Source organism: Clostridium sp., assembly GCF_047718555.1.
GTDB lineage: Bacteria > Bacillota > Clostridia > Clostridiales > Clostridiaceae > Clostridium_I.
Map to the genome: position 1 here is coordinate 1 of NZ_JBDNRK010000055.1, position 26,748 is coordinate 26,748.

Annotated in this window: 25 protein-coding genes; 18 read left to right on the forward strand and 7 right to left on the reverse strand. The window is 32.1% G+C overall.

Annotation, left to right across the window (positions count from 1 at the left end; all coding sequences use genetic code 11):
- Nucleotides 1-232: 232 nt before the first annotated feature.
- Both ABF633_RS16895 and ABF633_RS16900 read right to left on the reverse strand, forming a co-directional pair.
- Nucleotides 233-1,216 (reverse strand): ATP-binding protein, encoded by a 984-nt coding sequence (locus tag ABF633_RS16895; protein ID WP_415525165.1) that lies wholly within the window; start codon nt 1,214-1,216, stop codon nt 233-235.
- Nucleotides 1,209-2,189, reverse strand: a complete 981-nt coding sequence (locus tag ABF633_RS16900; protein ID WP_415525167.1) for a DnaD domain protein — start codon at nt 2,187-2,189, stop codon at nt 1,209-1,211. The genes ABF633_RS16895 and ABF633_RS16900 overlap by 8 nt, the downstream gene beginning before the upstream one ends.
- A gap of 296 nt (nt 2,190-2,485) precedes the next feature.
- On the opposite strand from ABF633_RS16900, the gene ABF633_RS16905 reads away from it, so the two are divergent.
- On the forward strand, nt 2,486-3,340 hold the full coding sequence (locus ABF633_RS16905; RefSeq protein ID WP_415525169.1) for a peptidoglycan DD-metalloendopeptidase family protein: 855 nt from the start codon (nt 2,486-2,488) through the stop codon (nt 3,338-3,340).
- A 109-nt stretch (nt 3,341-3,449) separates the two neighbouring features.
- Entirely contained in the window at nt 3,450-4,697 is a 1,248-nt protein-coding gene (locus ABF633_RS16910; RefSeq protein ID WP_415525171.1) for a competence/damage-inducible protein A, read from the forward strand.
- Nucleotides 4,698-4,836: 139 nt separating this feature from the next.
- Here ABF633_RS16910 and metF read toward each other — a convergent pair whose 3' ends face one another.
- Complete coding sequence (gene metF / locus ABF633_RS16915) at nt 4,837-5,718, reverse strand: methylenetetrahydrofolate reductase [NAD(P)H] (protein WP_415525173.1); 882 nt, start codon at nt 5,716-5,718, stop codon at nt 4,837-4,839.
- 306 nt (nt 5,719-6,024) lie between these two features.
- Here metF and ABF633_RS16920 point away from each other — a divergent pair, with 306 nt between their 5' ends.
- Complete coding sequence (locus ABF633_RS16920) at nt 6,025-6,231, forward strand: hypothetical protein (protein ID WP_415525175.1); 207 nt, start codon at nt 6,025-6,027, stop codon at nt 6,229-6,231.
- A gap of 95 nt (nt 6,232-6,326) precedes the next feature.
- Nucleotides 6,327-6,614, forward strand: a complete 288-nt coding sequence (locus ABF633_RS16925) for a DUF4190 domain-containing protein (protein ID WP_415525177.1) — start codon at nt 6,327-6,329, stop codon at nt 6,612-6,614.
- 101 nt (nt 6,615-6,715) lie between these two features.
- Here ABF633_RS16925 and ABF633_RS16930 read toward each other — a convergent pair whose 3' ends face one another.
- From ABF633_RS16930 to ABF633_RS16940, 3 genes are all read right to left on the reverse strand, one after another.
- Nucleotides 6,716-7,909: an ABC transporter permease gene (locus ABF633_RS16930; protein WP_415525179.1), complete on the reverse strand. Its 1,194-nt coding sequence runs from the start codon at nt 7,907-7,909 to the stop codon at nt 6,716-6,718.
- Complete coding sequence (locus ABF633_RS16935) at nt 7,910-8,590, reverse strand: ABC transporter ATP-binding protein (protein WP_415525181.1); 681 nt, start codon at nt 8,588-8,590, stop codon at nt 7,910-7,912.
- Between the two features lie 161 nt (nt 8,591-8,751).
- A complete protein-coding gene (locus ABF633_RS16940; RefSeq protein ID WP_415525183.1) occupies nt 8,752-10,176 on the reverse strand; it encodes an efflux RND transporter periplasmic adaptor subunit in 1,425 nt (474 codons plus the stop codon).
- Between the two features lie 432 nt (nt 10,177-10,608).
- Between ABF633_RS16940 and ABF633_RS16945 the strand changes: the two genes are divergently transcribed.
- From ABF633_RS16945 to ABF633_RS17000, 12 genes are all read left to right on the forward strand, one after another.
- Nucleotides 10,609-11,685: an NAD(P)H-dependent flavin oxidoreductase gene (locus tag ABF633_RS16945; RefSeq protein WP_415525185.1), complete on the forward strand. Its 1,077-nt coding sequence runs from the start codon at nt 10,609-10,611 to the stop codon at nt 11,683-11,685.
- Nucleotides 11,686-11,766: 81 nt separating this feature from the next.
- The gene (locus tag ABF633_RS16950; protein ID WP_415525187.1) at nt 11,767-12,234 is read left to right on the forward strand and encodes a MarR family winged helix-turn-helix transcriptional regulator; all 468 of its coding nucleotides are present in this window, start codon (nt 11,767-11,769) and stop codon (nt 12,232-12,234) included.
- Nucleotides 12,235-12,238: 4 nt separating this feature from the next.
- Nucleotides 12,239-13,225: a beta-ketoacyl-ACP synthase III gene (locus ABF633_RS16955; protein ID WP_415525189.1), complete on the forward strand. Its 987-nt coding sequence runs from the start codon at nt 12,239-12,241 to the stop codon at nt 13,223-13,225.
- 140 nt (nt 13,226-13,365) lie between these two features.
- Complete coding sequence (gene fabK / locus ABF633_RS16960; RefSeq protein WP_415525191.1) at nt 13,366-14,307, forward strand: enoyl-[acyl-carrier-protein] reductase FabK; 942 nt, start codon at nt 13,366-13,368, stop codon at nt 14,305-14,307.
- 26 nt (nt 14,308-14,333) lie between these two features.
- Complete coding sequence (fabD, locus tag ABF633_RS16965) at nt 14,334-15,269, forward strand: ACP S-malonyltransferase (protein WP_415525193.1); 936 nt, start codon at nt 14,334-14,336, stop codon at nt 15,267-15,269.
- 12 nt (nt 15,270-15,281) lie between these two features.
- Nucleotides 15,282-16,037, forward strand: a complete 756-nt coding sequence (gene fabG / locus ABF633_RS16970; RefSeq protein WP_415525195.1) for a 3-oxoacyl-[acyl-carrier-protein] reductase — start codon at nt 15,282-15,284, stop codon at nt 16,035-16,037.
- Nucleotides 16,038-16,068: 31 nt separating this feature from the next.
- A complete protein-coding gene (fabF, locus tag ABF633_RS16975; RefSeq protein WP_415525197.1) occupies nt 16,069-17,310 on the forward strand; it encodes a beta-ketoacyl-ACP synthase II in 1,242 nt (413 codons plus the stop codon).
- 5 nt (nt 17,311-17,315) lie between these two features.
- A complete protein-coding gene (gene accB, locus ABF633_RS16980; RefSeq protein ID WP_415525199.1) occupies nt 17,316-17,810 on the forward strand; it encodes an acetyl-CoA carboxylase biotin carboxyl carrier protein in 495 nt (164 codons plus the stop codon).
- 70 nt (nt 17,811-17,880) lie between these two features.
- Complete coding sequence (gene fabZ, locus ABF633_RS16985) at nt 17,881-18,306, forward strand: 3-hydroxyacyl-ACP dehydratase FabZ (protein WP_415525201.1); 426 nt, start codon at nt 17,881-17,883, stop codon at nt 18,304-18,306.
- A gap of 134 nt (nt 18,307-18,440) precedes the next feature.
- The gene (locus tag ABF633_RS16990) at nt 18,441-19,784 is read left to right on the forward strand and encodes an acetyl-CoA carboxylase biotin carboxylase subunit (RefSeq protein WP_415525203.1); all 1,344 of its coding nucleotides are present in this window, start codon (nt 18,441-18,443) and stop codon (nt 19,782-19,784) included.
- 119 nt (nt 19,785-19,903) lie between these two features.
- Entirely contained in the window at nt 19,904-20,764 is an 861-nt protein-coding gene (accD, locus tag ABF633_RS16995; protein WP_415525205.1) for an acetyl-CoA carboxylase, carboxyltransferase subunit beta, read from the forward strand.
- A gap of 18 nt (nt 20,765-20,782) precedes the next feature.
- On the forward strand, nt 20,783-21,601 hold the full coding sequence (locus ABF633_RS17000; protein ID WP_415525207.1) for an acetyl-CoA carboxylase carboxyltransferase subunit alpha: 819 nt from the start codon (nt 20,783-20,785) through the stop codon (nt 21,599-21,601).
- A gap of 122 nt (nt 21,602-21,723) precedes the next feature.
- Here the strand turns inward: ABF633_RS17000 and ABF633_RS17005 are convergent, their stop codons facing one another.
- Nucleotides 21,724-22,686, reverse strand: a complete 963-nt coding sequence (locus tag ABF633_RS17005) for an L-lactate dehydrogenase (RefSeq protein ID WP_415525209.1) — start codon at nt 22,684-22,686, stop codon at nt 21,724-21,726.
- Between the two features lie 660 nt (nt 22,687-23,346).
- Here ABF633_RS17005 and ABF633_RS17010 point away from each other — a divergent pair.
- Both ABF633_RS17010 and modD read left to right on the forward strand, forming a co-directional pair.
- Nucleotides 23,347-25,506 (forward strand): DNA topoisomerase, encoded by a 2,160-nt coding sequence (locus ABF633_RS17010; protein WP_415525211.1) that lies wholly within the window; start codon nt 23,347-23,349, stop codon nt 25,504-25,506.
- Nucleotides 25,507-25,854: 348 nt separating this feature from the next.
- Nucleotides 25,855-26,700, forward strand: coding sequence for a ModD protein (gene modD / locus ABF633_RS17015; protein ID WP_415525213.1), 846 nt, complete (start codon nt 25,855-25,857; stop codon nt 26,698-26,700).
- Nucleotides 26,701-26,748 lie beyond the last annotated feature (48 nt).

The window sequence follows — 26,748 nt, forward strand, 5'->3', positions numbered from 1 at the left end:
AGCAACTGACTTGTAATCAGTAGGTTATGGGTTCAATTCCTATTGCCAGCACCAAAACTTCTTAGATTATTTCTAAGGAGTTTTTTTGTTATGCAAAAAGATTAAGATTAAAGTAAAAAACAAATAATTAGGACTTATGTGGAAAAATTTACACCCCTGGGGTGTAAATTTTTCCATTTATTAGTTCCTACTTTCTCACAATTACGAATTGAAATAAGTATACTATTAGATATTATTTTTGCTTTAAAAAATTGATTTTAACTCTTATATCTTCACCATAAAATTTAAAAAGATTGAAATTACCGAATAATCTCGACGTAATTCTCTCTGAATATGTCCTAGAAAGTTTTTCTAAAGAATAATTAGAAGAAATAAGCATTTTCTTATTCATTAATAACTTTTTATTTAAAAGATTAAACAATTCTGTAGAAGAAAAATCTGTTATTTGCTCTGTACCTAAATCATCCAATATTAATAGATCACAGTTTAACAGTAAGTCTTCAAGGGTAGAGTTATTTTCAAATTTAATTCGTTTTAGTTCCTGAATGAGATCATCAGCAGTTCGATAGATCACCAAAAAACCTCTATCTAGTAAATCTTTGGCAATACAATTGGATAAAAATGTCTTGCCTGTGCCAGAATTGCCATAAAAAAGTAAATTTGTATTTGAAGACGAAAAATTTTTTATGTAATCCATAATAAATGGTATTATTTTTTCTTCTATATTTTTTCTTGGACTTTTTGGCTCTTCACCTGTTCTATTAGAGGAATAATAATTTATATTGAAATGTTCAAAATTATTATTTTTTAATATAAGATCCAAATGAGAATCCTTATAATATAATTTAACAAGCTTTTGATTATAACATACACATCTTGTAGATCCAATGTAACCTGTATCCTTGCATTTATTGCATTTATAACGACGAGAAACATAATCTATAGGATAACCGTAGGATGCTAGAAGCTCAGACTTTTTTATTCTGAGATCTGTAATTTTTTCTCTCAGTTCTTTTAAATATTGGTCTCTATTGTCTACATCTTTAAAGGATATAACTGATAAATTTATGCAAAGCTTAGCTATTTGACGTTCTATATCCAAAACTTCCGGAAGCTTTTCTGAAATTTCCAATTTTCTTTTTTTTAATGCAGCATCTTCATTTTGCTGAATACGAGAATAAATTTTACTGATTTCTTCCTTATATCCATTAATCATTTTTATCCCATCCTAATAATTTCTTTTCAAGTTCGTCATAGTCATAGGACCTTTGTTCATAATTATTGAAATTAGTTTTTGGTCCTGAATTTGAAGCTGATTTTTTAAATTTAGTTTTCTTAAAGTCCTTAGTATCTATATCTTCAATAGTCTTAATTCCATCTTTAAACCAATTAGTTAAAATAGCATCTATGTATTTGAAATCTGCTTTGTTTATTCTGGCAAAAGTAATATCACAGGCTCTATAAATAACGTCTAAAGAAAATTTATATGAATTTATCCATTTCTCCAATACTTGTTGCTGAGGTTTCATAATTTCTGCATCTTTGATTCCTAAATAAGATAATATTTTTCTTATCTTTATCCATTTATCTTCATGCTTTTTTATATAAGTTTGCGCATTTTCTATACTATTAATTTTATCATCATGCCAGGATATGGCAATTCTCTCTATATACCTGTAATCAGTTTTACCTTTAGATGTGCAGTACTCAATGAGCAGAAGAATTAATTCAGGTGGAAAACTGAAGTCATTTATCCAACTAATATACATTTTCATTTCTTTAGTTGAAAGTGGTCTACCAACAAGATTTTCAATGTCTTGAAGCATATCTTTAGTAGAATTATTATTTAACTCCTTTAATAAATCTATATTCTCGTTTTTATCTAAAGCAGGTTCATTCAAGTCTAAGAAATCTATATTAAAATTGCCTAAATTATCTATAGGAACAAGTTTTACTACACCTTCATCGCTCCAATAATTCCAAGCATTCATTACATCTGTTTCGAGAAGATGAAGAGTTCCAGCAAACATTGCGGAATTTACACCGGGTTCTCCAGAAATACAATATTTTATTCCTAAAAGATATACTTTTACATACTCGCCTCTTGCTTTGGGCATGTACTTATCTATAAATACATTACTTATAGGCGTATAGTTATTTACTTTGTTTTTAAACATAAAAGTACTCATAATACCACCGCCTTTCAAATTAATTACTGAATATATAGTATCATCTATATTTATTATAACAAAATATTGAGTCAAATTTAATGTTTAAACATAAAAATTATGTTAACAAACAAATCATATTATAATCTGCAGTTAAAAGCAATAATAAAGTTTTTAATAATTATAGCCATTAATTATTAAAAATTTCAATGTGGTTTAAATGTAATATTTGAAAAATGTAATGTGAAAATATATTTAATTATTATATTTTTTATAAAATATGTCAATAATATCTTAATGCGAGAGGAGAGATAACTTTGAAATTAAGAAATAAACATAGAACTGTAAAGGGGCTAATACTTATAATTTCCACTATTAGCTTTTGTGTATTTAGTTATTGCAGGACTATGGCTTTTGAAAATACTACTAATAGTTCATTTAATCAGGTAGATAAAACAAATAATATTTCTACTGAAAAGAATAGTAGTACAAAGAATATAAATGGAAAGAATAAGAGTGCAAGTAAAAATGAAAAAGAAATTCCTAAAGATAATATAGAAGCTGCGAAGAAATCTAAGGTGAAAGAAATAACTAAGGTATCAAATTCAGATAAGGTAAAGGCTAAAAGTGAACCTAAACCGTCACCGACAAATGTTAAAGAAGATACAAAGTCTGCTGCAAAAGTATCAGTTAACAATATTAAAAGCAAGGAAGTAGCTGTAAATTCTCATGAAGCAGCAGAAAATAATAAACAGCAGGTAGCACTTCTTGTATTACCAGCCAATGGTAGAATAAGTTCTTTTTTTGGATACAGAAAGGTAAAACTAAATAATGGAACTGTGGAAGCTGGTGTTCACGAAGGTATAGATATAGCTGTACCTTTAGGAACCAAAATAGGAGCAGCTATGAGCGGTGAGGTTGAATTTGTAGGAGTACAAGAAGGTTATGGAAATGTAATAATATTAAGGCATGCTGGAGGGCTGGAGACTGTTTATGCCCATTGCAGCAAGATTGAAGTAAATAAAGGTGATAAGGTGAATACTGGAGATGAAATAGGAAAGGCTGGCAGTACGGGTAGAAGCACAGGACCTCATATACATTTTGAGGTTAGGTTAAATGGAACAGCTGTGGATCCATTAAAATATTTAAATAATAACGTTGTGCATAATTAAAAATGGCAAGTAGAATATTGTGTATATATTTATGATATAATTATATGTAAATATATACACAGTTTTATTTTTTTGCAGAAAGCTGTAATCTAAAAGATGGGGTGAGAAAATGAGAGCTGAAATTTTATCAGTGGGAACAGAATTGCTTTTAGGAGATATATTAAATACTAATGCTCAATATATCTCTAGAGAATTAGCTAATTTAGGGATTAATGTATATTATCAAACCGTAGTTGGGGATAATCCAGAAAGGTTAAAGAATGCCTATAATTTTGCACTAAGCAGAGCTGATATTGTAATCACAACTGGAGGACTTGGACCAACAAAAGATGATTTAACAAAGGAAATAGCAGCAGAATATTTCAATAAGAAATTAATTTTAGATAATAACTCCTTAGAGAAAATTTTAACCTTTTTCAAGAAGATAAAGAGAGAAGTCAGTGAGAATAATAGAAAGCAGGCATATTTTCCAGAGGGATGTATCATTCTAAAAAATAATAACGGAACAGCACCTGGATGTATTATAGAAGAAAATAATAAAATAGCTATATTGCTTCCGGGGCCACCAAAAGAGATGGTACCAATGTTAAATGAAGGCGTAATCCCTTACTTAAAAAAATTCCAAGATGGAACTCTTGTATCTAAGGTTTTAAGGATAACAGGCATAGGTGAGAGTAGTGTTGATAATTTAATAGGATATATAATAGACAGGCAGACAAATCCTACAGTGGCACCTTATGCAAAGGACAATGAGGTAACTTTAAGGCTTACTGCCAAAGCTGACAGTGAGGAAGAGGCATATAAACTAATTGTACCAGTTGAGAAGGAGATAAGAGATAAATTAGGAGATATAAATGTCTATGGAATAGAGAATGAATCTGTAGAAGAAATAGTGGCTAAATTACTTATAGAAAATGAACTTACTATAGCTACAGCTGAATCTTGTACAGGTGGACTTTTGGCAGGAAAATTAATCAATTATCCTGGAATATCTTCTGTATTTCTCGAGGGAGCGATAACGTATAGCAATACTGCAAAGATTAATAGATTAAAAGTTAAAGAGGATACCCTAAATAAATTTGGTGCTGTCAGCAGTGAATGTGCAGCTGAAATGGCAGAGGGAATAGCAAAAGCTGCCGGTACTAATATAGGGGTATCTACTACTGGAATTGCAGGACCTGGTGGTGGTACCGATGAAAAACCGGTAGGGCTTGTTTATGCTGGAATTTACATAAATGGTGTAGTAAAAACAAAGCAGCTAAACTTAGTAGGCAATAGACAAAAGGTTAGAGATAGAGCTGTAGCTTCTGCTTTAGATTGGCTTAGAAGAGAATTGATTGGATATTTGAATAAATAGAACAATTAATTTGAAGTTGCTTAAACAATAAAAAAATTAAATTTTCAATTTAAATGGAGGTATTGCTAATGATTTTAAAAGAGCTCTTAGATTAATATTAAATTTTAATAATTTTTATCTAAGAGCTCTTTTCAATTACCTAGGATATTTTATTTTCTTTCCTTATATATGATATGTTTGATAATATCTTTTTTGCTATTTCTGGGTTATTCATTGTATATATGTGAATTCCATCTGCACCATAGGAGAGAAGATCCACTATTTGTTCTGTAGCATATGCTATGCCAGCCTCTTTTAGCGCTTCTGGATTATATTCGTATTTGGTTAGTATTCTTATAAATCTATTTGGTAAATCTGCCCCACATAGGGAAATCATTTTTAACAACTGATTTTTATTTGTTACAGGCATTATACCTATAGATATAGGTACATTAATATTGAGTTCTTTAATTTTTTCATTGAAACTATAAAAATATTCGTTATCAAAAAATAACTGTGTAATTAAAAATTCAGCACCTGTAGACACCTTTTGCTTGAGATGTAATAAATCCTCTCTAAGGTTTTTACATTCTATGTGTCCCTCAGGATAACAAGCGGCACCAATAGAAAAACTTTGCTTTGATTTGATATGCTTTATGAGATCACTGGCATATTTATATTCAAGTTTATCTGATTTATGAGAATCAGATGGAAAATCTCCTCTGAGGGCTAGAATATTATTTATATTATTTTCATTTAGATTATTTAGTGTATTTTCTATATCATCTTTAGTTGAATTAATGCAAGTAAGGTGAGCTAGAGCTTCTATATTATATTTATTTTTAATAATTGAAGCAATGTCCATAGTTTTATTATCATTAGAGCCGCCAGCTCCATAAGTTACACTTATAAAATCAGGCTCTAAACTGGATAATACATCTATTGTATTATATATACTTTCTATATTAGTTTCCTTTTTAGGAGGAAAAATTTCAAAAGAAATCAAAGGTATTTTTTTGTTGTACATATCTTTTATTTTCATAAAAAGCACTGCCTTTCTAAAATAATTATACTATCCACCTTTCTAAATAAGAATTTTCAATATTTATTTGAAGATACCTTACTTAAGATAATATTAATATAAGGACTAAATTATGTCAATGTATGCTAGTGAACAGTGTATAGCAAGAAGAAAACAAAAATCTTCAATTTCTTGTGAAACGTTTTCGTAGATTGCGGTAGGGGTATTATAGTGGGTAATCATCAATTTATCTTCATAAACTTAGAATAAATATTACCTTTAAACTCATATAATTGTAGGGATGAGTTCTGCTTGGAGGAATTACTTATGGTTTGTCCTAATTTAGAAACATGTCCTTTTATTAATAATCCAGATGAGAAGCTTAAAGATGATATTATTAAATACAAGAATAAGTTTTGTAATGCAGATTATGAAAAGTGTGCCAGATTTATTCTTAGTAATACTACGGTGGAAGTTCCAGTGGATTTAGCGCCAGATGAAATAAAACGCTTGGAAAAGCTTATGAAAACATAATACTTAGACTTAATCTAAACCTTATTATAACTGTAAAGATATAAATAGAATAATATGTCTTCTTATAATAATATTTTTAGAGGAGTGAATACCAATTGGTTAAAAATGATAATTTCGCTGTAACTAGTATGATTCTAGGTATAATAAGTGTAATTTTTGATCTTATTCCTGGTATTAATTTTCTGGGAATAATATTGGCTGTATTAGCAATTATTTTTGCTGTTATAGGAAAGAATAAAATTAGAAATTCTAATGGAGAACTGGATGGGAATGGTATGGCTACTGCCGGACTGGTGCTTGGAATTATATCTGTTGTATTATTTATATTGTTTTTAGTGGCTTGTGGGGCATTAATTGGAGCGGCATCAAGTGTAAATTATTAATAAAGATTTTAGTATAAAAATTAACACTATCAAAATCTATTGAAATACAATAGGTTGATAGTGTTAATTTTATTTGTTTTGAGATAATATCTTGTTGTAATTTATTCGTAACTTAATGCATCTATTGGGTTTAATTTTGATGCTTTGTTTGCAGGATATAGGCCAAATACAACACCGACGGTTACAGAAAAAGCAAAAGCAGCTAATATTACTGTTCCGGATAATTGTATTGCAGTATGGTTATAGGTTTTTAGTAATTGACCGCCGCCAATACCAATCAATACACCAATTATACCACCAATTCCGCTTATGAACACTGCTTCAATGAGGAATTGTAAAAGTATGGCCTTCCTCTTAGCTCCTAATGCTTTTCTAATACCAATTTCGCGGGTACGTTCCATAACAGATACCAGCATGATGTTCATAATACCAATACCACCAACTATTAGAGAAATAGCTGCTACACCTGAAAGCATATTAGTCATACTTTGTTGTGTAGAGGTTGCTGTTTGAAGTAAACTAGTTTCACTCATTACCCTAAAATATTTATTTGTAGCTGTAGTACTTGAACTAATTGGCAGATTATATTTTTTATCTAGAAAAATTTGAAGATAAGACATAGCAGTATCTACAGTGTCTGAATTTGATGCTTGAACATAGAAGGTTTTTACTTGCGTTGTTTTTAAAAGTCTTTGTGCTGTAGTGAGGGGAAGTAATACTGTGTCATCGGCTGAACCAGCAGAACTTGTTCCCATTGGTGTTAAAACACCAACTATAGTAAAATCTACACCATTCACGCTTATTGATTGTCCTACAACATTGGTAGTGTTAAAAAGTTCCGTAGCAACATCTGTTCCAACAACAGCTGAATGATATCTATTATCTAAATCTGACTGATTTATAAATCGTCCGCTTTCTACTGACATATTTCTGATTTTGGCGAAATTTGGTTCCACAGCTTGAGCAGAAGTAGTAGCTGTTTGATCATTAGCCGAAATATTAGTATTTTGAGTTAATGTTGGAGAGATATCTGCAATTCCTGGTTTAGTTTTAAGCTGATCTAATTCTTTAGTTGTAACAGTTGCATTTCTATTGCTAACAATATTTACGGTTATAAGGTTGGTACCCATACTTTGAATTGAATCCTGAACCTCTTTAGTTGTTCCTTGGCCCATGGCAACCAAAATTATAACTGAAGCTATACCTATAATTATACCAAGCATGGTAAGAATAGATCTTATTTTATTACCAATGATAGATTTGATAGCCATTTTAAATAGCTGAATTAGCTTCATTTACATATTCCCCCCATCATCAGAAATTATGTGACCATCCTTTACTTGTATTCTTCTTTCTGCTTTTTCGGCTATAGAAAGATCATGAGTTATTAATACAATTGTTCTTCCGGTTTTATGGAGATCCTGTAATAACGCAAGGACTTCTTTACCCGTTTTACTGTCCAAAGCTCCAGTAGGTTCGTCTGCCATTATTAATGAAGGATTAGTGGCAAGAGCTCTTGCTATTGAAACTCTCTGCTGCTGACCACCAGAAAGCTCAGTAGGCTTATGATGAATACGCGTTGATAAACCTACCTGTTCCAAGGCATCAGTTATTCTTTTCTTTCTTTCTGATGAATTTAGCCCTAAATAAATTAGTGGTATTTCTACATTTTCGTAAACATTTAGTTTTGTAAGTAAATTATATCTTTGAAATATAAAGCCTATTTTTTCGTTTCTTATTTCAGCAAGTTGATCATCATTTAAGCTTTCAACGGGTTTACCATCTAATATATAATTTCCCTGAGTAGGTACATCAAGACAGCCTAAAATATTCATTAATGTGGATTTTCCAGAGCCTGATGGACCAACAATAGCCGCAAATTCTCCATCTTTTATACTTAGGGAAATATTATCTAGTGCGTAAACTTTCTCTTTACCCATTGTGTAAATTTTACTGAGATTTTTTACTTCAATCATTTATAGTTTCCTCCATAATTAATTTTTATCTCATGACTAACCGCAAAGTACAAACTCCTAAAAAGTTAGCAGTAAGGTTGGGATGTCCCTAGATAATTACTCCTAGATTTCAGATAGAGTGAAACTACCTGCCTAGGAATTCTTTTTATGAGGTAAGTATTTTAATTTCCAGAACGGCCGCTACCACCGCCGCCGCTGAAGCTACCTCCGCCACCGAAGCTGCCGCCACCGCCGCCAAAGCCGCTGTTACCTCCACGACCACTAGCTCCAGATCTGCCTTGTGAGCCACTAGAAGATATATTTGGCAGCTGAACTAAGACTTTTTGACCTTCTTGAAGACCACTTGTTACTTCTACATCGTTTTGGTTTTCTATTCCAGTTTCAATTTCAACAAGTTTTCCAGCAGAGGAGGAAGTTCTATTGCCGCCGCCAGAAGATCCACTTTGTCCATTTCCACCTCGTTGTCCACCATATCCACCATTGCCTTGACGTTTACTTCCTGAACCACTAGATGTATCTGAAGAGCTTCCTGAATCACTAGATGTACCAGAAGTACTTGAAGTAGGTTCCATAACATATTTTTTACCATTTCTGGACTGTATAGCTTCAGTAGGAACCATTATTACATTATCCTTATTTTGTACTTGTATATTTATATTACCATTCATACCGATTTTTATTCCAGATGGATTATCTATGGTAACTACTACGTTATAAGTAGTTACATTGTTTGAGGTTTGTCCTGTGTAAGCAATGCTTGCTACTGAACCTGTATATGTTTTGCCTTGTATGTCATCAAAAGTAATATCAGCCTTTTGTCCAAGTTGTATCTTGTTTATATCAAGTTCATCTATTGCTACGTTTAATTGAAGATGATTAAGATCCTGTACTGTTGCTATGGTTTTCCCATTTTGTACTGTATCTCCATTTTGATTATTGAGAGCTGTTACAGTACCACTTATTGGTACATTTAAATTTAGATTATTTTTAGTTGCAGTATCATTATTTAAAGTATTTTGAAGCTGTTGAATCGTTGCATTCTGATTATTTATATTTTGAGTTTTAGTAGCAGTATCATTATTCAAAGCATTTTGTAATTGTTGAATAGTTATATTTTCATTATCTATATCTGATTGCTTGGTCATTTGAGAAAGCTGTGTTTGTGCTTGAGTAAGCTTTAATTGATCAGTTTGTGCTTGATAATTTGCCTGGTTTGTTATTTGAGTAAGCTGTTGTTGTGCCTGAGTAAGCTTCAGTTGATCAGTTTGTACCTGATTGCTTATACTTGAATCATTTATGTAACCCAAGGAGTCACCTTGTTTTACAACACTTCCCAGTTGTATTGGAAAATTAGTTAAAGTACCATTGCCTGTAGCTACAATGTCTTTTGATGCTGAGGATACTACTGTCCCTGTGCTTTGAACTCCTACAGAAAGAGAACCTTTTGTTGCAGTCATGGTTATAAATCTGCTTTGACTAGTAGTTTTACTATTAGAATATTTGCTATATGCATAGTAAGAACCGCCAGAGATTATAGCTACAATTACTATTGGTATAATTAATTTTTTTAATGAAGTCCTATTCATTTTTTATTTCCCCCCTGGATTTTATGTTTTTATATTGGAGTGTAATAAATTTACATTAGTAAAACAATAAGTATATATTATAGGTGCATTGTTACAGTTTTATGACAATATTATTAATAGATTATTATTTAGAAATATTATGGACGTATTTGTTTTGTTTGATTATGAAATATGGCTGCTAATAAATTGTGATTATTACAGCCAGGTCTTTGTTATGATATAATATATAAGAAAGGAGAAATAATAAATCTAAGGAATACTCATATTAATTAATAGGAAAAAGTATTTACTTGAATTGGAAAATATATGATTGTAAAAACATATTTTAACATTTTTGCTTGACGAAATAGTACTTTTTATATATACTTTGATTATCAAAGTATATAATAATGAATATAAATATTTGACTATACAGAAAAGGAAGAGATAAGTATGAAATTACCTCCTTTAATAATAGGAGATTTAAAAGCTGATATCCCAATAGTGCAAGGAGGAATGGGCGTTGGCATATCCCGTTCCAGATTAGCCGGCACTGTGGCTAGTTATGGTGCCGTTGGAGTTATTTCTGGGGTTCAAATTGGTTTTGAAGAACCAGATTTTGAAACTAATACAGTTGAAGCCAATGTAAGAGCATTAAGAAAACAAATAAAAAAAGCTAGAGAAATCAGTCCTAAGGGAATAATAGGATTGAATCTTATGGTTGCTATAAGTTGCTATGATACACTTGCTAAGGTTGCAGTGGAAGAGGGAATAGATCTAATAATATCTGGGGCAGGATTACCAATAACTTTACCAGGACTTGTTGAAGGCTCTAACACTAAAATTGCACCGATAGTTTCCTCTGCAAAGGCTGCAAAAGTTATATGTAAAATGTGGGATAAAAAACACAATAGGATTCCTGATCTAGTTGTGGTTGAAGGCCCAAATGCAGGCGGACATCTTGGATTTTCCATAGATGAGCTCAAAAGTGAAAAAAATATAGACTTAGGAGAGTTAGTACAATCTGTAATAGAAGCAGTAAAGCCTTTTGAAGATAAATATGAAAGAAAGATACCTGTTATTTGTGCTGGTGGAATATACAGTGGAGAAGATATAGCAAAGTATATAAAATTAGGAGCAGCAGGAGTGCAAATTGCAACAAGATTCATAGCCACAGAAGAATGTGATGCACATATAAAATATAAACAGGCTTTTATTGATTGCAAAGAGGAAGATATTGAGCTTGTAATTAGCCCAGTAGGAATGCCTGGAAGAGCTATAAGAAATAAATTTATTGAAAAAATAAAAAAGCAGAATGAACCAATAACGAAATGTTATAACTGCTTAAAACCATGTAATCCTAAAAATACACCATATTGTATATCAAAGGCTCTTATAAATGCTGTAAAGGGCGACATTGATAACGGTTTATTATTTACAGGCAGCAATGCTTATAAAATAGATAAGATTGTTACAGTAAAAGAACTTTTGGATGAACTTATATCTGAATGCGAAGAACACCTGGAATAGTTGACAAGTCAAACTTATTACATTATACTTTGACTGTCAAAATAGGTAATAATAAAAATTATTTAAAAAGCGGTGATATAGTTGGATAGGACGTTAACTGTGATGAATGAATTAATGGTAGATATCTTTAACGGTATACTAACTATAGAGCAAACGGCGTTGAAAGACGGATCATTTAAAGACATATCAGTTACAGAAATACATACTATAGAAGCTATAGGCATGTATACAGCAAGAACTATGTCGGAAGTAGCTTTGGATCTGGGAATCACTGTAGGAACACTTACTAAAGCCATAGGTAATTTGGTAAGAAAAGGTTATGTACAGAGAGAAAGATCTCAGGAGGACAGGAGAGTAGTTAAAATTACATTGACTAAAAGAGGAAAGCTTGCTTACAGAATCCATGCTAAATTTCATCGGGATATGGTTAAAGAAATAATAAAGGGAATGAGTAATACAGAAGAGAAAGTTTTAATAAATGCCTTAGAGAAAATTAACTACTGTTTTAAAGATAAATACAAAATAGAGGTAAGGGCTAATAAGGAGTGATTTTGTGAAGAGTGTTAAGATAATAGGGACTGGAAGTTATGCACCTAGTAAGATAGTAACAAATTCCGATCTCTCAGAAATAGTTGATACCAACGATGAATGGATTTCTAGCAGGACGGGAATACGGGAAAGAAGAATAACAACTGGAGAGGATACATCGGTATTGTCTACAAAAGCGGCATTAGAGGCCATAAAAAATGCCAATATAAATCCTTTAGATATTGATTTAATAGTTGTAGGAACTGCTTCTCCAGATAAGTTTATACCTTCAACAGCTTGTATTGTTCAAGCAGAAATAGGTGCAGAAAATTCAACTTGCTTTGACATAGCAGCCGCTTGTTCTGGATTTGTTTATGCTCTAAACATAGGAACCCAGTTTATAAAAGCTGGTCAGTGTAAAACTGCTCTAGTAATTGGAGCAGAAGTTCTCTCTAAGATTGTTGATTGGTCAGACAGGAGCACTTGTGTCTTGTTTGGTGATGGAGCAGGTGCAGCTATACTCCAAAGTTCTGAGGAGGAGAATGGAATATTGTCAATATATACAGGCTCTGATGGAAGAAATGCAGCAGAGTTATTAGGTTGTTCAGCAGTTCCAGTTAGAAATCCTTTTATTAAATCAACGGAAAAACAGGAAAGTTTGGTTACTATGAGTGGAAAGGATATATTTAGATTTGGTACTAAAATTATACCTAAGTGTATAGAAGAGGTTTTAAAAGAAGAAGATTGTACCATAGAAGATATTAAATATATTGTACCTCATCAAGCTAACATGAGGATTATAGATTCTGCAGCTAAAAGATTAGAAATTAATAGCGATAAATTTTATATGAATTTAGACAAATATGGCAATACATCTGCGGCAAGTATACCACTTGCTCTTGATGAGATGGCAAAAAATGGGCTCCTTCATAGAGGGGATAAAATTATTTTAGTCGGTTTTGGTGGTGGACTAACCTTTGGAGCAGCACTTATAAAATGGATGATTGATTAAATAGACGAAAACTATTAAGGTCAGATACAGAGATTATATATTTATTGAGGACAATCAATTTAAATTTTGATCTTTATATCTGACCTATTACAATAACAGCTATAAGAATGAAAATATTTATATAATATGAGGAGGATATCATGATTAAATCCGTATTTTGTGAAATGGTAGGAATAGAGTATCCTATTATTCAGGGTGCTATGGCATGGATTGCAGATAGCTCATTAGCAGCAGCAGTATCAAATGCTGGAGGACTTGGTGTTATTGCAGGGGCTAATGCTCCTGTAGACTACATAAGAGGTGAAATTAGGAAAGCTAAAGAACTGACAGATAAGCCTTTTGGAGTTAATATAATGCTTTTAAGTGAAAATGCTGAAGCACTTGCAAAAATGGTTTGTGAAGAAGGGGTTAAAGTTGTTACTACAGGAGCTGGAAATCCGGGCAAATATATTGAAATGTGGAAATCTTACGGAATTAAAGTTATACCGGTAGTAGCTTCTGTTGCCCTTGCTAAAAGAATGGAGAGAAGCGGAGTAGATGCTGTTATAGCTGAGGGCTGTGAGTCTGGAGGACATGTTGGAGAACTTACTACTATGACATTAGTACCTCAGGTAGTAGATGCAGTTAATATTCCAGTAATCGCTGCTGGTGGTGTTGGAGATGGAAGAGGTGTTGCTGCTGCATTTATGCTTGGAGCTGTAGGCGTGCAAGTTGGAACGAGATTTTTAGTTGCTGATGAGTGTACAGTACATGAAAATTATAAGGAAAAAGTTATAAAGGCAAAGGATATTGATTCAGTAGTTACAGGAAGACCTACTGGCCACCCTGTGAGGGTTTTGCGTAATAAACTTACTAGACAATTTCAGATTCTTGAAAAAGAGGGAGCTGAAATTGAAAAATATGAGGAATTAGGAAGAGGTGCTCTTCCTAAAGCTGTAAAGGATGGAGATATAAATATGGGATCCATTATGGCTGGACAGATTGCAGGACTTGTATGCAAGAAACAGAATTGTAAGGATATAATAAAAGAAATGTTTTCAGAAGCAGATAAAACATTAGAAAATATTAAAATTTATAGATAAGCATTTTGAAGAAATGGAGAAGTATTATGGGAAAAATAGCATTTTTGTTTTCTGGTCAAGGTTCACAATATGTAGGTATGGGAAAGGAACTTTATGACAATTTTAAAGAGAGTAAAAATATATTTGATGAAGCAAATAAAGCATTAGAGTTCAAAATAAGCGATCTTTGCTTTCAGGGTAATAAAGAAGAATTAGATAAAACTGAAAATACTCAACCTGCTATTTTAACAACTAGTATAGCTGCACTTAAGGCATTAGAGACTAAGGGAGTTAAAGCAGATATTACTGCTGGTCTAAGTTTAGGAGAATATTCTGCTCTTGTATATGCTGGAGCCTTTAATTTTCCGGATGCTGTAAAGCTAGTGAAAAAGAGGGGGAAATATATGCAGGAGGCTGTACCTCAAGGAAAAGGAGCTATGGCAGCAGTCTTGGGACTGGATAGTGATAAAATAAAAGATGTTTGCAAAAGAGCAAGTGAAAAGGGAATAGTAGAACCTACTAATTTCAATTGTCCTGGACAGATTGCAATAGCTGGAGAAGTGGCAGCCGTAGAAATGGCAGCAGAACTTGCTAAAGAAGCGGGAGCAAGGAAGGTAGTAATGCTGCAGGTTAGCGGACCTTTTCATACATCAATGCTAAAGCCAGCATCAGAAAATTTGGCAGTAGAGCTTGAAAAGGTAGTTGTAAATACATTACAGCTCCCTGTAATAACAAATGTTACTGGAGATTACATTGAAACAGATAAGGAAATTAAAGACCTGCTTAGAAGACAGGTTATGAGTTCTGTTCTATGGGAAGATAGTATAAATAGAATGGTAGAAGCTGGTGTAGATACTTTTGTGGAAATTGGGCCAGGAAAAGTATTAAGTGGTTTTGTAAAGAAGATAAATAGAAAGCTTAAAACCTTTAATGTAGAGGATGTGGAAAGCTTAAATAAATGTGTAGAGGGTATTAGAGAATAGGAGGGAAGTTTAATGCAATGTTGTAGTTTAAAAGGTAAAACTGCTATAGTAACTGGAGCTAGTAGAGGGATTGGAAGAGCTATAGCGCTTAGGCTTGCTGATATGGGAGCTAATTTAGTTCTGAATTATAGAAGCAGTATACAGAGTACAGAGGATATCATAAAAGAAATAGAGGAAAAAGGCGTAAAAGCTATAGCTGTTCAAGCAGATATAAGTAGATTTGAAGAAGCAGAAAAACTTGTAAAGGCAGCAGTTGACACTTTTACAAGTATTGATATATTAGTTAACAATGCAGGTATAACTAAAGATGGACTTCTACTTAGAATGAAAGAAGAAGATTTTGACAGTGTTATCAATGTAAATTTAAAGGGTGCATTTAACACTATAAAGCATGTAAGTGGTATAATGTTAAAGCAGAGGTCTGGGAAAATAATCAATATTTCTTCTGTAGTAGGAATTACAGGAAATGTAGGTCAATTAAATTATGCAGCTGCAAAGGCAGGCATTTTAGGACTTACAAAATCAGCAGCAAGAGAGCTCGGCAGCAGAGGAATTACAGTTAATGCTGTAGCACCAGGTTTTATTCAGACGGATATGACAGAGGTACTTTCTGATAAAGTTAAAGAAAATGTAAAGGGAACTATCCCTTTGAAGACATTAGGAACACCAGAAGATGTAGCAAATTTAGTAGGATTTTTAGCCACAGACATGGCCTCATACATAACTGGCCAGGTTATAAATGTAGATGGCGGTATGGTAATGCAATAATATCTAAAAATATAAAGATGGGAGAAATTATATGAGTAGAAGAGTAGTTATTACTGGTATGGGAGCAATTACTCCTGTAGGAAATGATGTAGAAACATTTTGGAATTCAATTAAAAACGGAAAATGTGGAATTGATAAAATAACATTATTTGATACTACTGACTTTAAAGCTAAACTAGCAGCAGAAGTTAAAGATTTTAATCCAGAAGATTATATTGATAAAAAAGAAGCAAGAAGAATGGATAGATTCTGCCATTTTGCCATGGCTGCTTCAAAGGAAGCTGTAGAAGATTCAGGTTTGAATTTTGATGAAGTTGACGCAGAGAGAGTAGGGGTTATATTAGGAAGTGGAGTTGGAGGAATAGGCACTATTGAAGAACAGGTAAAGAAGCTTAACGATAAAGGACCTAACAGAGTTTCACCTATGCTTATACCTATGATAATAAGTAACATGGCCTCAGGATATGTAGCAATTCAATATGGAGCTAAAGGCATATGTACCACTATTGTTACAGCATGTGCTTCTGCTAATAATGCTATTGGAGAATCCTTTCACAAAATAAGAAATAATGAAGTTGATATAATAATTTCAGGAGGAACAGAAGCTGCAATTACTCCTATTTCTATTGCGGGATTTGCATCAATGACAGCTCTTAGTAAGAGTACTGACCCAGAAAGAGCATCTATACCTTTCGATGCTGAAAGAAATGGCTTTATAATGGGTGAAGGTGCAGGAATACTTATATTAGAAGAACTTGAACATGCCAAGAAGAGAAATGCTAAAATATATGCAGAAGTTGTGGGTTATGGTTCAACTTGTGATGCATATCATATAACTTCACCATCACCAGGTGGTGCAGATGGAGCTAGAGCTATGAAAATGGCTATTAATGAAGCTAATATTGAACCTAAAGAGGTATCTTATATAAATGCCCATGGAACAAGTACGCCAATAAATGATAAAACAGAAACTGAGGCTATAAAAAATGTATTTGGAGAGTATGCATATAAAATACCTGTTAGTTCAACAAAATCTATGACAGGACATTTGCTTGGTGCTGCAGGAGCTGTTGAAGCTGTTATATCTATTAAAGCTTTACAAGATGGATGCGTACCACCTACTGTAGGATTGAAAGTTAAAGATACTGAATGTGATTTGGATTATGTTACAGACTTAGGTAGAAAGGCAGATTTGAACTATGCACTATCAAATGGCTTAGGATTTGGCGGTCACAATGCAACTATTCTATTTAAAAAATGGACCGGGAGGTAATTTAAGTGGATTATAAATCAATACAACAGCTTATTAAGACAGCTGGAGAAGAAGGACTTACTTTTCTTGAAATTGAAACAGAAGGTATCCGTATAACTATGAAAAAAGGTTCGGCAAATGATGAAACTGAAAGCTCTGTAAGTGTTACTGATAGTGTAGAAGAAATAGAAGAGACTAAAGAGGAAAATACAATTGCTGAAAAGCATGTTAAAATTGCAAATAATAATGAAACTGCTAAACCAATTGTAGATGAAAAAGATATTAAAATTGTTAAGTCACCTATAGTGGGAACTTTTTATGGGTCAGGGGATCCAAAGGAACCAGCTTTCGTGGAAGTAGGAAGTAAAGTTAAAAAGGGAGATACTCTTTGTATTATAGAAGCCATGAAGCTAATGAATGAGATACAATCAGAATTTGATGGAGAAGTAGTAGAAATATTAGTTGAGAATGAGAGCATGGTAGAGTATGGACAGAACTTGTTTAAGATAAAGGTGAAATAGATATCATTATTCATGTAAATTTATATTGAATTATTCTAAAATAGAGTTTTATATAAAGTGGAGGAAAATTATGAGTTTAGATGTAAAACAAATAATGGAAATAATACCACATAGATATCCAATGCTTTTAGTTGACAGAGTTGAAGAGGTTGAACCTGGGAAGAGGGTAGTTGGATATAAGAATGTTACTATTAATGAACATTTTTTTCAGGGACACTATCCAGGTAATCCAGTAATGCCTGGAGTATTAATAATAGAAGCATTAGCTCAATTGGGTGGAACAGTCATGTTAAGTATGGATGAGTACAAGGGAAAAACACCTTTATTTGCAGGCATAAAATCTGCTAAGTTTAGAAAGCCAGTTGTACCTGGAGATGTATTAAAACTTGAAGTAGAAATTGTTAAAATTAAAGGACCTGCAATAGTAGGAAAAGGTATAGCTACAGTAGATGGTAAAAAGGCAGCAGAAGGCGAGCTTATGTTTATGGTAGTATAATACTTTTTTAAAGCTGGAGATAACAGCGTCACGTCCTTAGATAACGGCTTCTAAAATTCAGTGGGAGTAAAATTCTCCCTGAATCTAAGAATTCTGTTTATAAGCACTAAACTTTAGAAATGGAGAGTATAGATATGCTTAAAAAGATATTAATTGCTAATCGAGGAGAAATTGCAGTTAGAATAATAAGAGCTTGTCAGGAAATGGGTATAGCCACCGTTGCGGTTTATTCAGAAATTGATAGGGAAGCAATGCATACTCAAATTGCAGATGAAGCGGTTTGCATTGGCCCTGCAAAATCTAAAGATAGTTATTTAAATATGCAAAATATAATAAGTGCTACAGTACTTACTGGAGCACAAGCTATTCATCCTGGCTTTGGTTTTTTATCTGAAAACAGTAAGTTTGCCAAGATGTGTGAAGAATGTAATATTACATTTATAGGACCAGATGCAGAAACTATTGATAGTATGGGAAATAAATCAAAGGCAAGAGAAATTATGATTAAGGCTGGAGTGCCAGTTATTCCTGGAACAGAAGGTGCAGTTAAGGGGTTAGAAGATGCCTTTGAAGAAGCAAAGAAAATTGGATTTCCTGTAATGATTAAAGCTTCTGCTGGTGGCGGTGGAAGAGGAATAAGAATAGTTAAAGAGGAAAATGAATTTAAGAAGGCCTTTGAAACTGCAAGAGCAGAAGCAGAAGTATCCTTTGGAGACGACACTATGTATATAGAAAAGTTTGTAGAGGAACCCAGACATGTGGAATTTCAGATATTAGGAGATAATTTTGGAAATATAGTTTATCTTGGAGAAAGAGACTGTTCCATTCAAAGAAGAAATCAAAAGGTTCTAGAAGAAGCTCCATCACCAGTTATGACAGAGGAGTTAAGAAGAGAAATGGGAGAAGCAGCAGTTAAAGCTGCAAAAGCCGTTAACTATAAAAATGCAGGCACAATAGAATTCTTACTGGATAAGCATGGTGACTATTATTTTATGGAAATGAATACCCGTATTCAAGTAGAGCATCCTATTACTGAAATGGTTACAGGTATAGATTTACTAAAAGAACAAATTAAAATTGCATCAGGTGAAGCATTATCTTTTAGCCAAGAAGATATTAAAATTACAGGTCATGCTATAGAATGCCGTATAAATGCAGAAAATCCTGATAAGGGATTTATGCCGTCACCAGGAGAAATAAAATATTTGTATACTCCAGGAGGTATAGGTGTAAGACTTGACAGTGCAGCTTATCAAGGATACATAATTCCACCTACTTATGATTCTATGATAGGTAAACTTATAGTGTATGGAAGAGATCGGGAAGAGGCAATAAACAGAATGAAAAGGGCTCTTGGAGAATTTATTATAGAAGGCGTAGATACAAATATAGATTTTCAATACAGAATAATCAATAATAAAGCATTTAAAAAAGGAAATTACAATACAAGTTTTATAAATAAAGAGTTTAATTTATAAAATTATATTTTGATTTTTGCAATTATATTTTAAAATTAATATTAGATAATATTATTTATTTTCCATATTATTTTTTAAACAAAGGACAAAAAATATATGGTGAAGGTTAGGTGAAATTTATGAGGTTATTCAGAAAGAGAAAATATATTACTGTCAGTAATACGGAGATAAAAGATGAGAATATAGATATAGCAGAAGAAGAATTGCCCATAATACCTGATGGTATGTGGGTTAAATGCCCAAAATGCAGTAGAATACTGTATAAAAAGGATTTAAATGAAAATTTGAAGGTATGTGTGAACTGTAATGCCCATCTTAGACTCAGTGCAAGAGAGAGAATAAAGGCTATAATAGATGAAGATACCTTCATAGAGTTTGATTCACAGATGAAACCATCAAATCCTTTGAATTTTCCTGATTACGAAAGTAAAACTGAGAAAGCGGCAGAGAAAACAGAACTTAATGATGCTGTTGTTACAGGTATAGGAAGTATAAATGGAAAAAGTACAGTAATAGCTGTTATGGATAGTAATTTTATGATGGCCAGTATGGGTTCTGTAGTTGGGGAAAAGATAACAAGGGCAATTGAAACTGCTACAAGTAAGTCTCTTCCTATAATTATATTCACTGCATCTGGGGGCGCAAGAATGCAGGAAGGTATATTTTCATTAATGCAGATGGCAAAGACTAGCAGTGCTATTGCCAAACACGATGAAGCAGGTCTTTTATATATTACAGTTCTTACAGATCCTACCACGGGTGGGGTTACTGCAAGTTTTGCCATGCTTGGAGATATAATAATTTCAGAGCCTGGAGCCCTTATAGGTTTTGCGGGAAGAAGAGTCATAGAACAAACTATAAAGCAAAAGTTACCAGAGGAATTTCAACATGCAGAATTTTTGCTAGAACATGGATTTATAGATAAAATTGTTGAAAGAGCAGAACTTAAAGATACCCTTGGAAAAATTTTATCAATATAGGAATTGAGGTGATGTGCATTGGATAATAAGGATATAAAAACGCTATCTGCTTGGGAAAGACTTACCATTGCAAGAAAAGTAGAAAGACCTACAGCACTTGATTACATAGATAATATATTTGATTCCTTTATAGAACTTCATGGGGATAGGCTCTTTGGAGATGATGCTGCTATTGTTGGAGGTCTGGCTACTATTAATGGAGTATCTGTTACGGTAATAGGTCAGCAAAAGGGAAGGGATACTAAAGAAAACATAAAGAGAAATTTCGGTATGCCAAACCCAGAGGGATATAGAAAAGCTCTCAGACTTATGAAGCAGGCAGAGAAATTTAAAAGGCCGGTTATTTGCTTTGTAGATACACCAGGAGCCTATTGTGGTATAGGTGCTGAGGAAAGAGGGCAAGGTGAGGCTATAGCTAAAAATCTTATGGTAATGTCTTCTCTTAAAACTCCAATAATATCTATATTTATTGGTGAAGGTGGAAGTGGTGGAGCACTTGCTTTAGCAGTGGCAGATCAAGTGTGGATGCTTGAAAATTCTATTTACTCTGTACTTTCGCCAGAAGGTTTTGCTTCTATTTTGTGGAAGGATGCAAAAAGAGCTAAAGAGGCTGCAGAGGTTATGAAGATAACAGCGCAGGATTTAAAGGGATATGATATTATAGAAAAAGTTATAAGTGAACCAGAGGGTGGAGCGCATACAGATTTAAATCTTATGTGTAATAATATAAAAAATACATTGCTTGAAGAACTTCCAAAACTTATAGATAAGGATGAAAATGCTCTTTTGCAAGAGCGATATGATAGATTTAGAAAAATAGGTACGGTTATTGAATAAAATAAGTATTAATAACAAAAAAGACTGCCATCAGGCAGTTTTTTTAATTGTAATTTGTCAGTATATAATGTTGCTTAATAGAAAATATGTTATATATTATAACAAAATCTGAGATGAAAATACTATTTTCTTATAGTTAATTCATCCAATATTTTTCCAATATTATTAGCACTAAATTTTAGCATATCTACTTCATCTTTAGTAAGGGGTACCTCTAACTTTTTACTTATGCCTTCACTTGAAATAATACAAGGTATGCTTAAAGATACATTTTTTATACCATATTCTCCTTCTAGTGTTGTGGAAACAGGAAGTATACTGAATTCATTAAGTAATATAGCTTTTACAATTCTATTAACACTCATTGCAATACCTGAACTTGTATATCCCTTTAACTTTAGTATTTCTAGTCCTATAGCCTTAGCTTCTTCAACTACTTTCTTATGATCTATAGGATCACAGGATTGAAAAACTTTATCAAATTTATCAGCAGGAATACTTGATATACTTATGCCACTCCAAGCCGCAAAGGCACTGCCGCCATGTTCGCCAAGTAGATATCCGTGTACATTTTTAGTATCTACAGAATAATTTTTAGCTATTATTCTTCTAAGCCTTGCAGTGTCAAGAAGAGTACCTGTACCTATAATTTTTTCTTTTGGGTAATCGAAATGATTTTGAGACAAATAGGTTACAACATCTACAGGGTTTGTTACAATAATTATTACTGCATCTTTAGTATATTTAGTTATAGAAGTCATAACTTCATTCATTACAGCTACATTTTTATTTGCCAATAGCATTCTATCCAGAGTTTCTCCTGGCTTTAAACTTGGACCAGCTGTCATTACAATAATTTGGGCATTTTTGCAATCTTCATAATCACCAACTCTTACGGAAACATTAGGGCTATAGGCAAAGGAGGTAGTGTGACTTGAATCAAGGGCTTCTCCTTGTGCCTTGTTTTTGTTGTTATCAATTACAACTATTTCTGATACTAGCCCTAGTGTTAAGATTGAATTCATAACAGCAGCACCTACCATACCAGCACCAATAACTACAATTTTATTTTTACTAGGTTTCATTTTTATTCCTCCATGTTATTTGAAAATTATTATTTGTTTATTTACTAATTGATATAAGAAAATTAATTTACAGCTTTTGTGGCTTATCATAATATCAATGAATTTTACCTAGTGTAAGCTTATTTCCCACACTAAGTTTAGATGAATTATCTAGGCACGTGCCTCAGATAATTTAATTTCACAATTATGTCTATAATCATAATATAAGATACATCATGATAAACCTATAATGCAAGTATTTATTTTCAGATATTTAACAAGTTTAAAAGGTCTAATTTTTTTACAAGACTTTTAAAAATAAATATAAGAATATCAATGCGTATATGATTGTTTGTTAAATCTAGGTCTAATACAGAGCATGTAATATTATAATATTTTAAATTTATTAAGAAAGCTGTTAAAATATATTTTGTATATAATTTTCAATAAAATAAGATAGATATCTTATTAGTGGATATAACTTATTCTAACTTATATGTAGTAATAGATTAGTTTATGAGCTATTAAGAAAATGTTTTAATATACTGTACGAACAAAAGTTTAATAAAAAAGATAGCACTTTTAATTAAATTTATAATATCCTCTTAATTGAGATATTAAAAAGAATAATAAGGTAATTCCTATAAAAAATATAAGAAAAATAGAAGGGAAAACTAAAATATGAGAAAAGTTATAATAGCAGAAAAACCTTCGGTAGCCAAAAATATTGCAGATGCTTTCAATATAAAAATGAGAAAAGATGGTTATTTTGAGGGAGATGGCTATTTAATTACATGGGCATTTGGTCATCTTTTGCAATTATACGATGCTAAAGATTATGATGAAAATATGAGAAGCTGGAGACTTGAAAAGTTTCCGTTTATTCCAGAAAAGTTTCAGTATAAAGTCAAATGTGATAGTGTAGATAGAGCTTCTGTGGATAAAGGCGCTCAAAAACAACTTAATATAATAAAAAATTTAATAGATAGAAATGATGTAGATGCAATTATATCAGCAACAGATTTTGATAGAGAAGGTCAGGTTATTGGGGATGAATTATTTTTATATTTAAATGAAAAAAAACCTGTATTTAGAATATTATTGAATGAGTGGACAGCAGAAGAAGTAAAAAAAGGAATGGCAAATTTAAAGCCTAATAAAGAAATGCAATCATTGCAGGATGCAGGTATTAGTAGGCAATGGGCTGATTGGATTTTAGGAATAAATTTAACGTCTGTGGCAACATTAAGATATAATCCTAATGATAAAAAAGTATTAAATATAGGGAGAGTTCTGTTACCAACTCTAAAGATTATTTATGACAGAGATAAAGAAATAGAAAACTTTCAATCATCTACTTATTATAAATTAATAGCAATTTTTAAAACAAAAGATAATGAAGAATTTGAGGGGATCTATTATGAAAATAACAATGAAAAATTTGATGATAAAGAAATTCCAGAAAATATAATTGAACTTTTAAAAGATAAAAATGCAGAAATTATAGAAAAGCAAGTAGAGAGGAAAAAAGACTATGCACCACTGTTATTTAATCTATCAAATTTACAAGGATATATCACAAGTAAGTACAAGGGATGGACATCTGATAAAGTATTAAAAGTTGCTCAAGCACTTTATGAAAAAAAATTCACAACATATCCAAGAACAGGCAGTGTTGCATTAGAGGAGAGTTTAAAAGAAAGAACTAAAAAAGTTTTAGATGTATTAAAAGTAGGATTACCATATGAAAGTCAGATTAAGTTTGTTGATAATAAAAGAATATTTGATAATTCCAAGGTAGAAAGTCATAGTGCTATAGTTCCAACCTACATGAAGCCCACTGGATTAAGTAAAGATGAAGAAATTGTTTATAATGCAATAAAAAGTAGATTTATAATGCAGTTTCTACCAGTAGCTGAATATGAGGAAACTAAACTTGTATCTAAAGTTAATGAGAGTACAATTAAAGGGATATTCATATCAAAGGGAAAAGTTCAAACAATTGAAGGATGGCATGTTGTTGAGAAAATGGAAAGCAGGGATACTATTTTACCAATGGTAGCAGAGAAAGAAATTGTAGATGTAGTTGATAGTAGAGTAAATGCGGTTACTAAAAAACCACCTAAACTTCATACTGAAAAGACGCTTTTAAGAGTTATGGAGACATGTGGGAAGAGTTTTAAAGATGAAGAAGATTCAGAAGAGATGATGGCTGCAATATTAAGCGGATTTAGTATAGGAACTCCAGCTACAAGAGCTGAAACAATTAAAAAACTAAAAGATGCATCATATATTAAAGCAAAAGGGAAAAGTCTTACCTGTACAGATTTAGGGAAAAGATTAATAGAAATCTTTCCAGCAAAAGAACTTCTAGACTTAGAATATACTGGAAGGCTTGAAAAGACACTATCAGATATAGAAAAAGAGAAATTTAAAAAAGATGATTTCCTGAATATGATTAAAGAATTTACTATCAATGCAATAGATTCTATAAAAAAAGATACATCAATGTTAAAGAATTTTAAAGTAGAACTACCAGAAGGTGCAGAATTTATAGGAGTTTGTCCTGTATGTGGAAATCCAATAGTTGAAAGTGAAAAGGGATTCGGATGTACTAATTGGAAAAATGGATGTAAATTTACAATTTGGAAAGATGATAAATATATCCAATCTTTTGGTAAAAAGGTTTCTAAGGAAATGGTTGAATTGTTACTTAAGAATGGAAAAGTTGGATTTAGAAATCTAAAGAGTAAAAAAGGAACAACATTTTCAGCTTATTTTAAGTATATATTAAATGAAGAAACTGGATATTATAATTGGAAAATTGAGTTTATAAAATAAATAGGATAAAGTAAATACTCTTACATATTTATTATATATATATTCCTAATACTATTTAATATTTTGTTAATAAAAATTATATCTTAGTGATAAATTAATATATACAACTTGATTTTTACAACAAATTGGTTATAATTTATAGTAACATAACTAAATAAAAATTAATTGCTGCTGAATTTGAAATCTATCATCAGAGTCTGTTTCCTTGTACGATTTAAAATATACGTCACATCTTTGACTTACTATTTATCTTCAGATGTCTTAATTAGAAATAAGAACAATGAAAACTAAAAAAATTATGAGAATAGAGTATAATAAAGTAAATGGATTTTAAAATGGGGGATGAGAATGTTATATATTTCAGATGAAACTATAGATAAGTTTATTAAAGAGGATATACCTTATATTGATTTAACTACTTTGGTTTTGAATATAGGAAAAGAAAAGGGAAATATAAAATTTGTTTCCAGAGAGAATGCTGTAATTAGTGGTACGGAAGAGATAATTAGAATATTTCATAAACTTAATATTCAGGTTAAAGCTCAGGTGGAAAGTGGAAAGAGTGTTTTGCCGGGGCAGACTGTTTTAGAGGGTGAAGGCTATACAGAGTCCCTACATATGGCGTGGAAGCTTTCTTCAAATATACTTGAGTATTGTTCAGGTATAGCAACTAGAACTAGAAATTTAGTTGATGCTGCTAAAAGGATTAATCCTAAAATTGAACTTTTTACCACAAGAAAGATATTTCCTGGAACTAAAGAACTATCAATAAAGGCTGCTATAGCTGGAGGCGCATATCCCCATAGACTTGGCTTATCTGAAACCATATTGATTTTTAAGCAGCACATGAATTTTATTGGGGGAGTAGATGGATTAATTTCAAAGTTTGAAAATATTAAGTCTAAGGCTTGCGAGAAAAAGATTATTGTTGAAGTGGATTCTTTAGAGGATGCCATAAAACTTGGGAAAGCTGGAGTTGATGGTATACAGTTTGATAAAATTCCTCCTAGTGAGTTAAAGCATATGGTTGAGGAAATAAGAAATATTGACAGTAGTATAACCCTTATAGGAACTGGTGGAATTAATTCTGGTAATGTTGAAGAATATGCAAAAACTGGTGTGGATGCTATTTCAACTACCTGGGTTTATTTTGGGAAGCCTACTGATGTAGGAACTATCATAACAAAAATTTAACCTGACTAACTTGGCGTAAGTCTCCCACTTCTTCAAGTGGGAGTTCAA

Coding starts and splice junctions, on each gene's coding strand:
- ABF633_RS16895 (WP_415525165.1), bottom strand. CDS start 1,216: ATGATTAATGGATATAAGGAAGAAATCAGTAAAATTTATTCTCGTATT.
- ABF633_RS16900 (WP_415525167.1), bottom strand. CDS start 2,189: ATGAGTACTTTTATGTTTAAAAACAAAGTAAATAACTATACGCCTATA.
- ABF633_RS16910 (WP_415525171.1), top strand. CDS start 3,450: ATGAGAGCTGAAATTTTATCAGTGGGAACAGAATTGCTTTTAGGAGAT.
- metF (WP_415525173.1), bottom strand. CDS start 5,718: ATGAAAATAAAAGATATGTACAACAAAAAAATACCTTTGATTTCTTTT.
- ABF633_RS16920 (WP_415525175.1), top strand. CDS start 6,025: ATGGTTTGTCCTAATTTAGAAACATGTCCTTTTATTAATAATCCAGAT.
- ABF633_RS16930 (WP_415525179.1), bottom strand. CDS start 7,909: ATGAAGCTAATTCAGCTATTTAAAATGGCTATCAAATCTATCATTGGT.
- ABF633_RS16935 (WP_415525181.1), bottom strand. CDS start 8,590: ATGATTGAAGTAAAAAATCTCAGTAAAATTTACACAATGGGTAAAGAG.
- ABF633_RS16940 (WP_415525183.1), bottom strand. CDS start 10,176: ATGAATAGGACTTCATTAAAAAAATTAATTATACCAATAGTAATTGTA.
- ABF633_RS16945 (WP_415525185.1), top strand. CDS start 10,609: ATGAAATTACCTCCTTTAATAATAGGAGATTTAAAAGCTGATATCCCA.
- fabK (WP_415525191.1), top strand. CDS start 13,366: ATGATTAAATCCGTATTTTGTGAAATGGTAGGAATAGAGTATCCTATT.
- fabD (WP_415525193.1), top strand. CDS start 14,334: ATGGGAAAAATAGCATTTTTGTTTTCTGGTCAAGGTTCACAATATGTA.
- fabG (WP_415525195.1), top strand. CDS start 15,282: ATGCAATGTTGTAGTTTAAAAGGTAAAACTGCTATAGTAACTGGAGCT.
- fabF (WP_415525197.1), top strand. CDS start 16,069: ATGAGTAGAAGAGTAGTTATTACTGGTATGGGAGCAATTACTCCTGTA.
- fabZ (WP_415525201.1), top strand. CDS start 17,881: ATGAGTTTAGATGTAAAACAAATAATGGAAATAATACCACATAGATAT.
- ABF633_RS16990 (WP_415525203.1), top strand. CDS start 18,441: ATGCTTAAAAAGATATTAATTGCTAATCGAGGAGAAATTGCAGTTAGA.
- accD (WP_415525205.1), top strand. CDS start 19,904: ATGAGGTTATTCAGAAAGAGAAAATATATTACTGTCAGTAATACGGAG.
- ABF633_RS17005 (WP_415525209.1), bottom strand. CDS start 22,686: ATGAAACCTAGTAAAAATAAAATTGTAGTTATTGGTGCTGGTATGGTA.
- ABF633_RS17010 (WP_415525211.1), top strand. CDS start 23,347: ATGAGAAAAGTTATAATAGCAGAAAAACCTTCGGTAGCCAAAAATATT.
- modD (WP_415525213.1), top strand. CDS start 25,855: ATGTTATATATTTCAGATGAAACTATAGATAAGTTTATTAAAGAGGAT.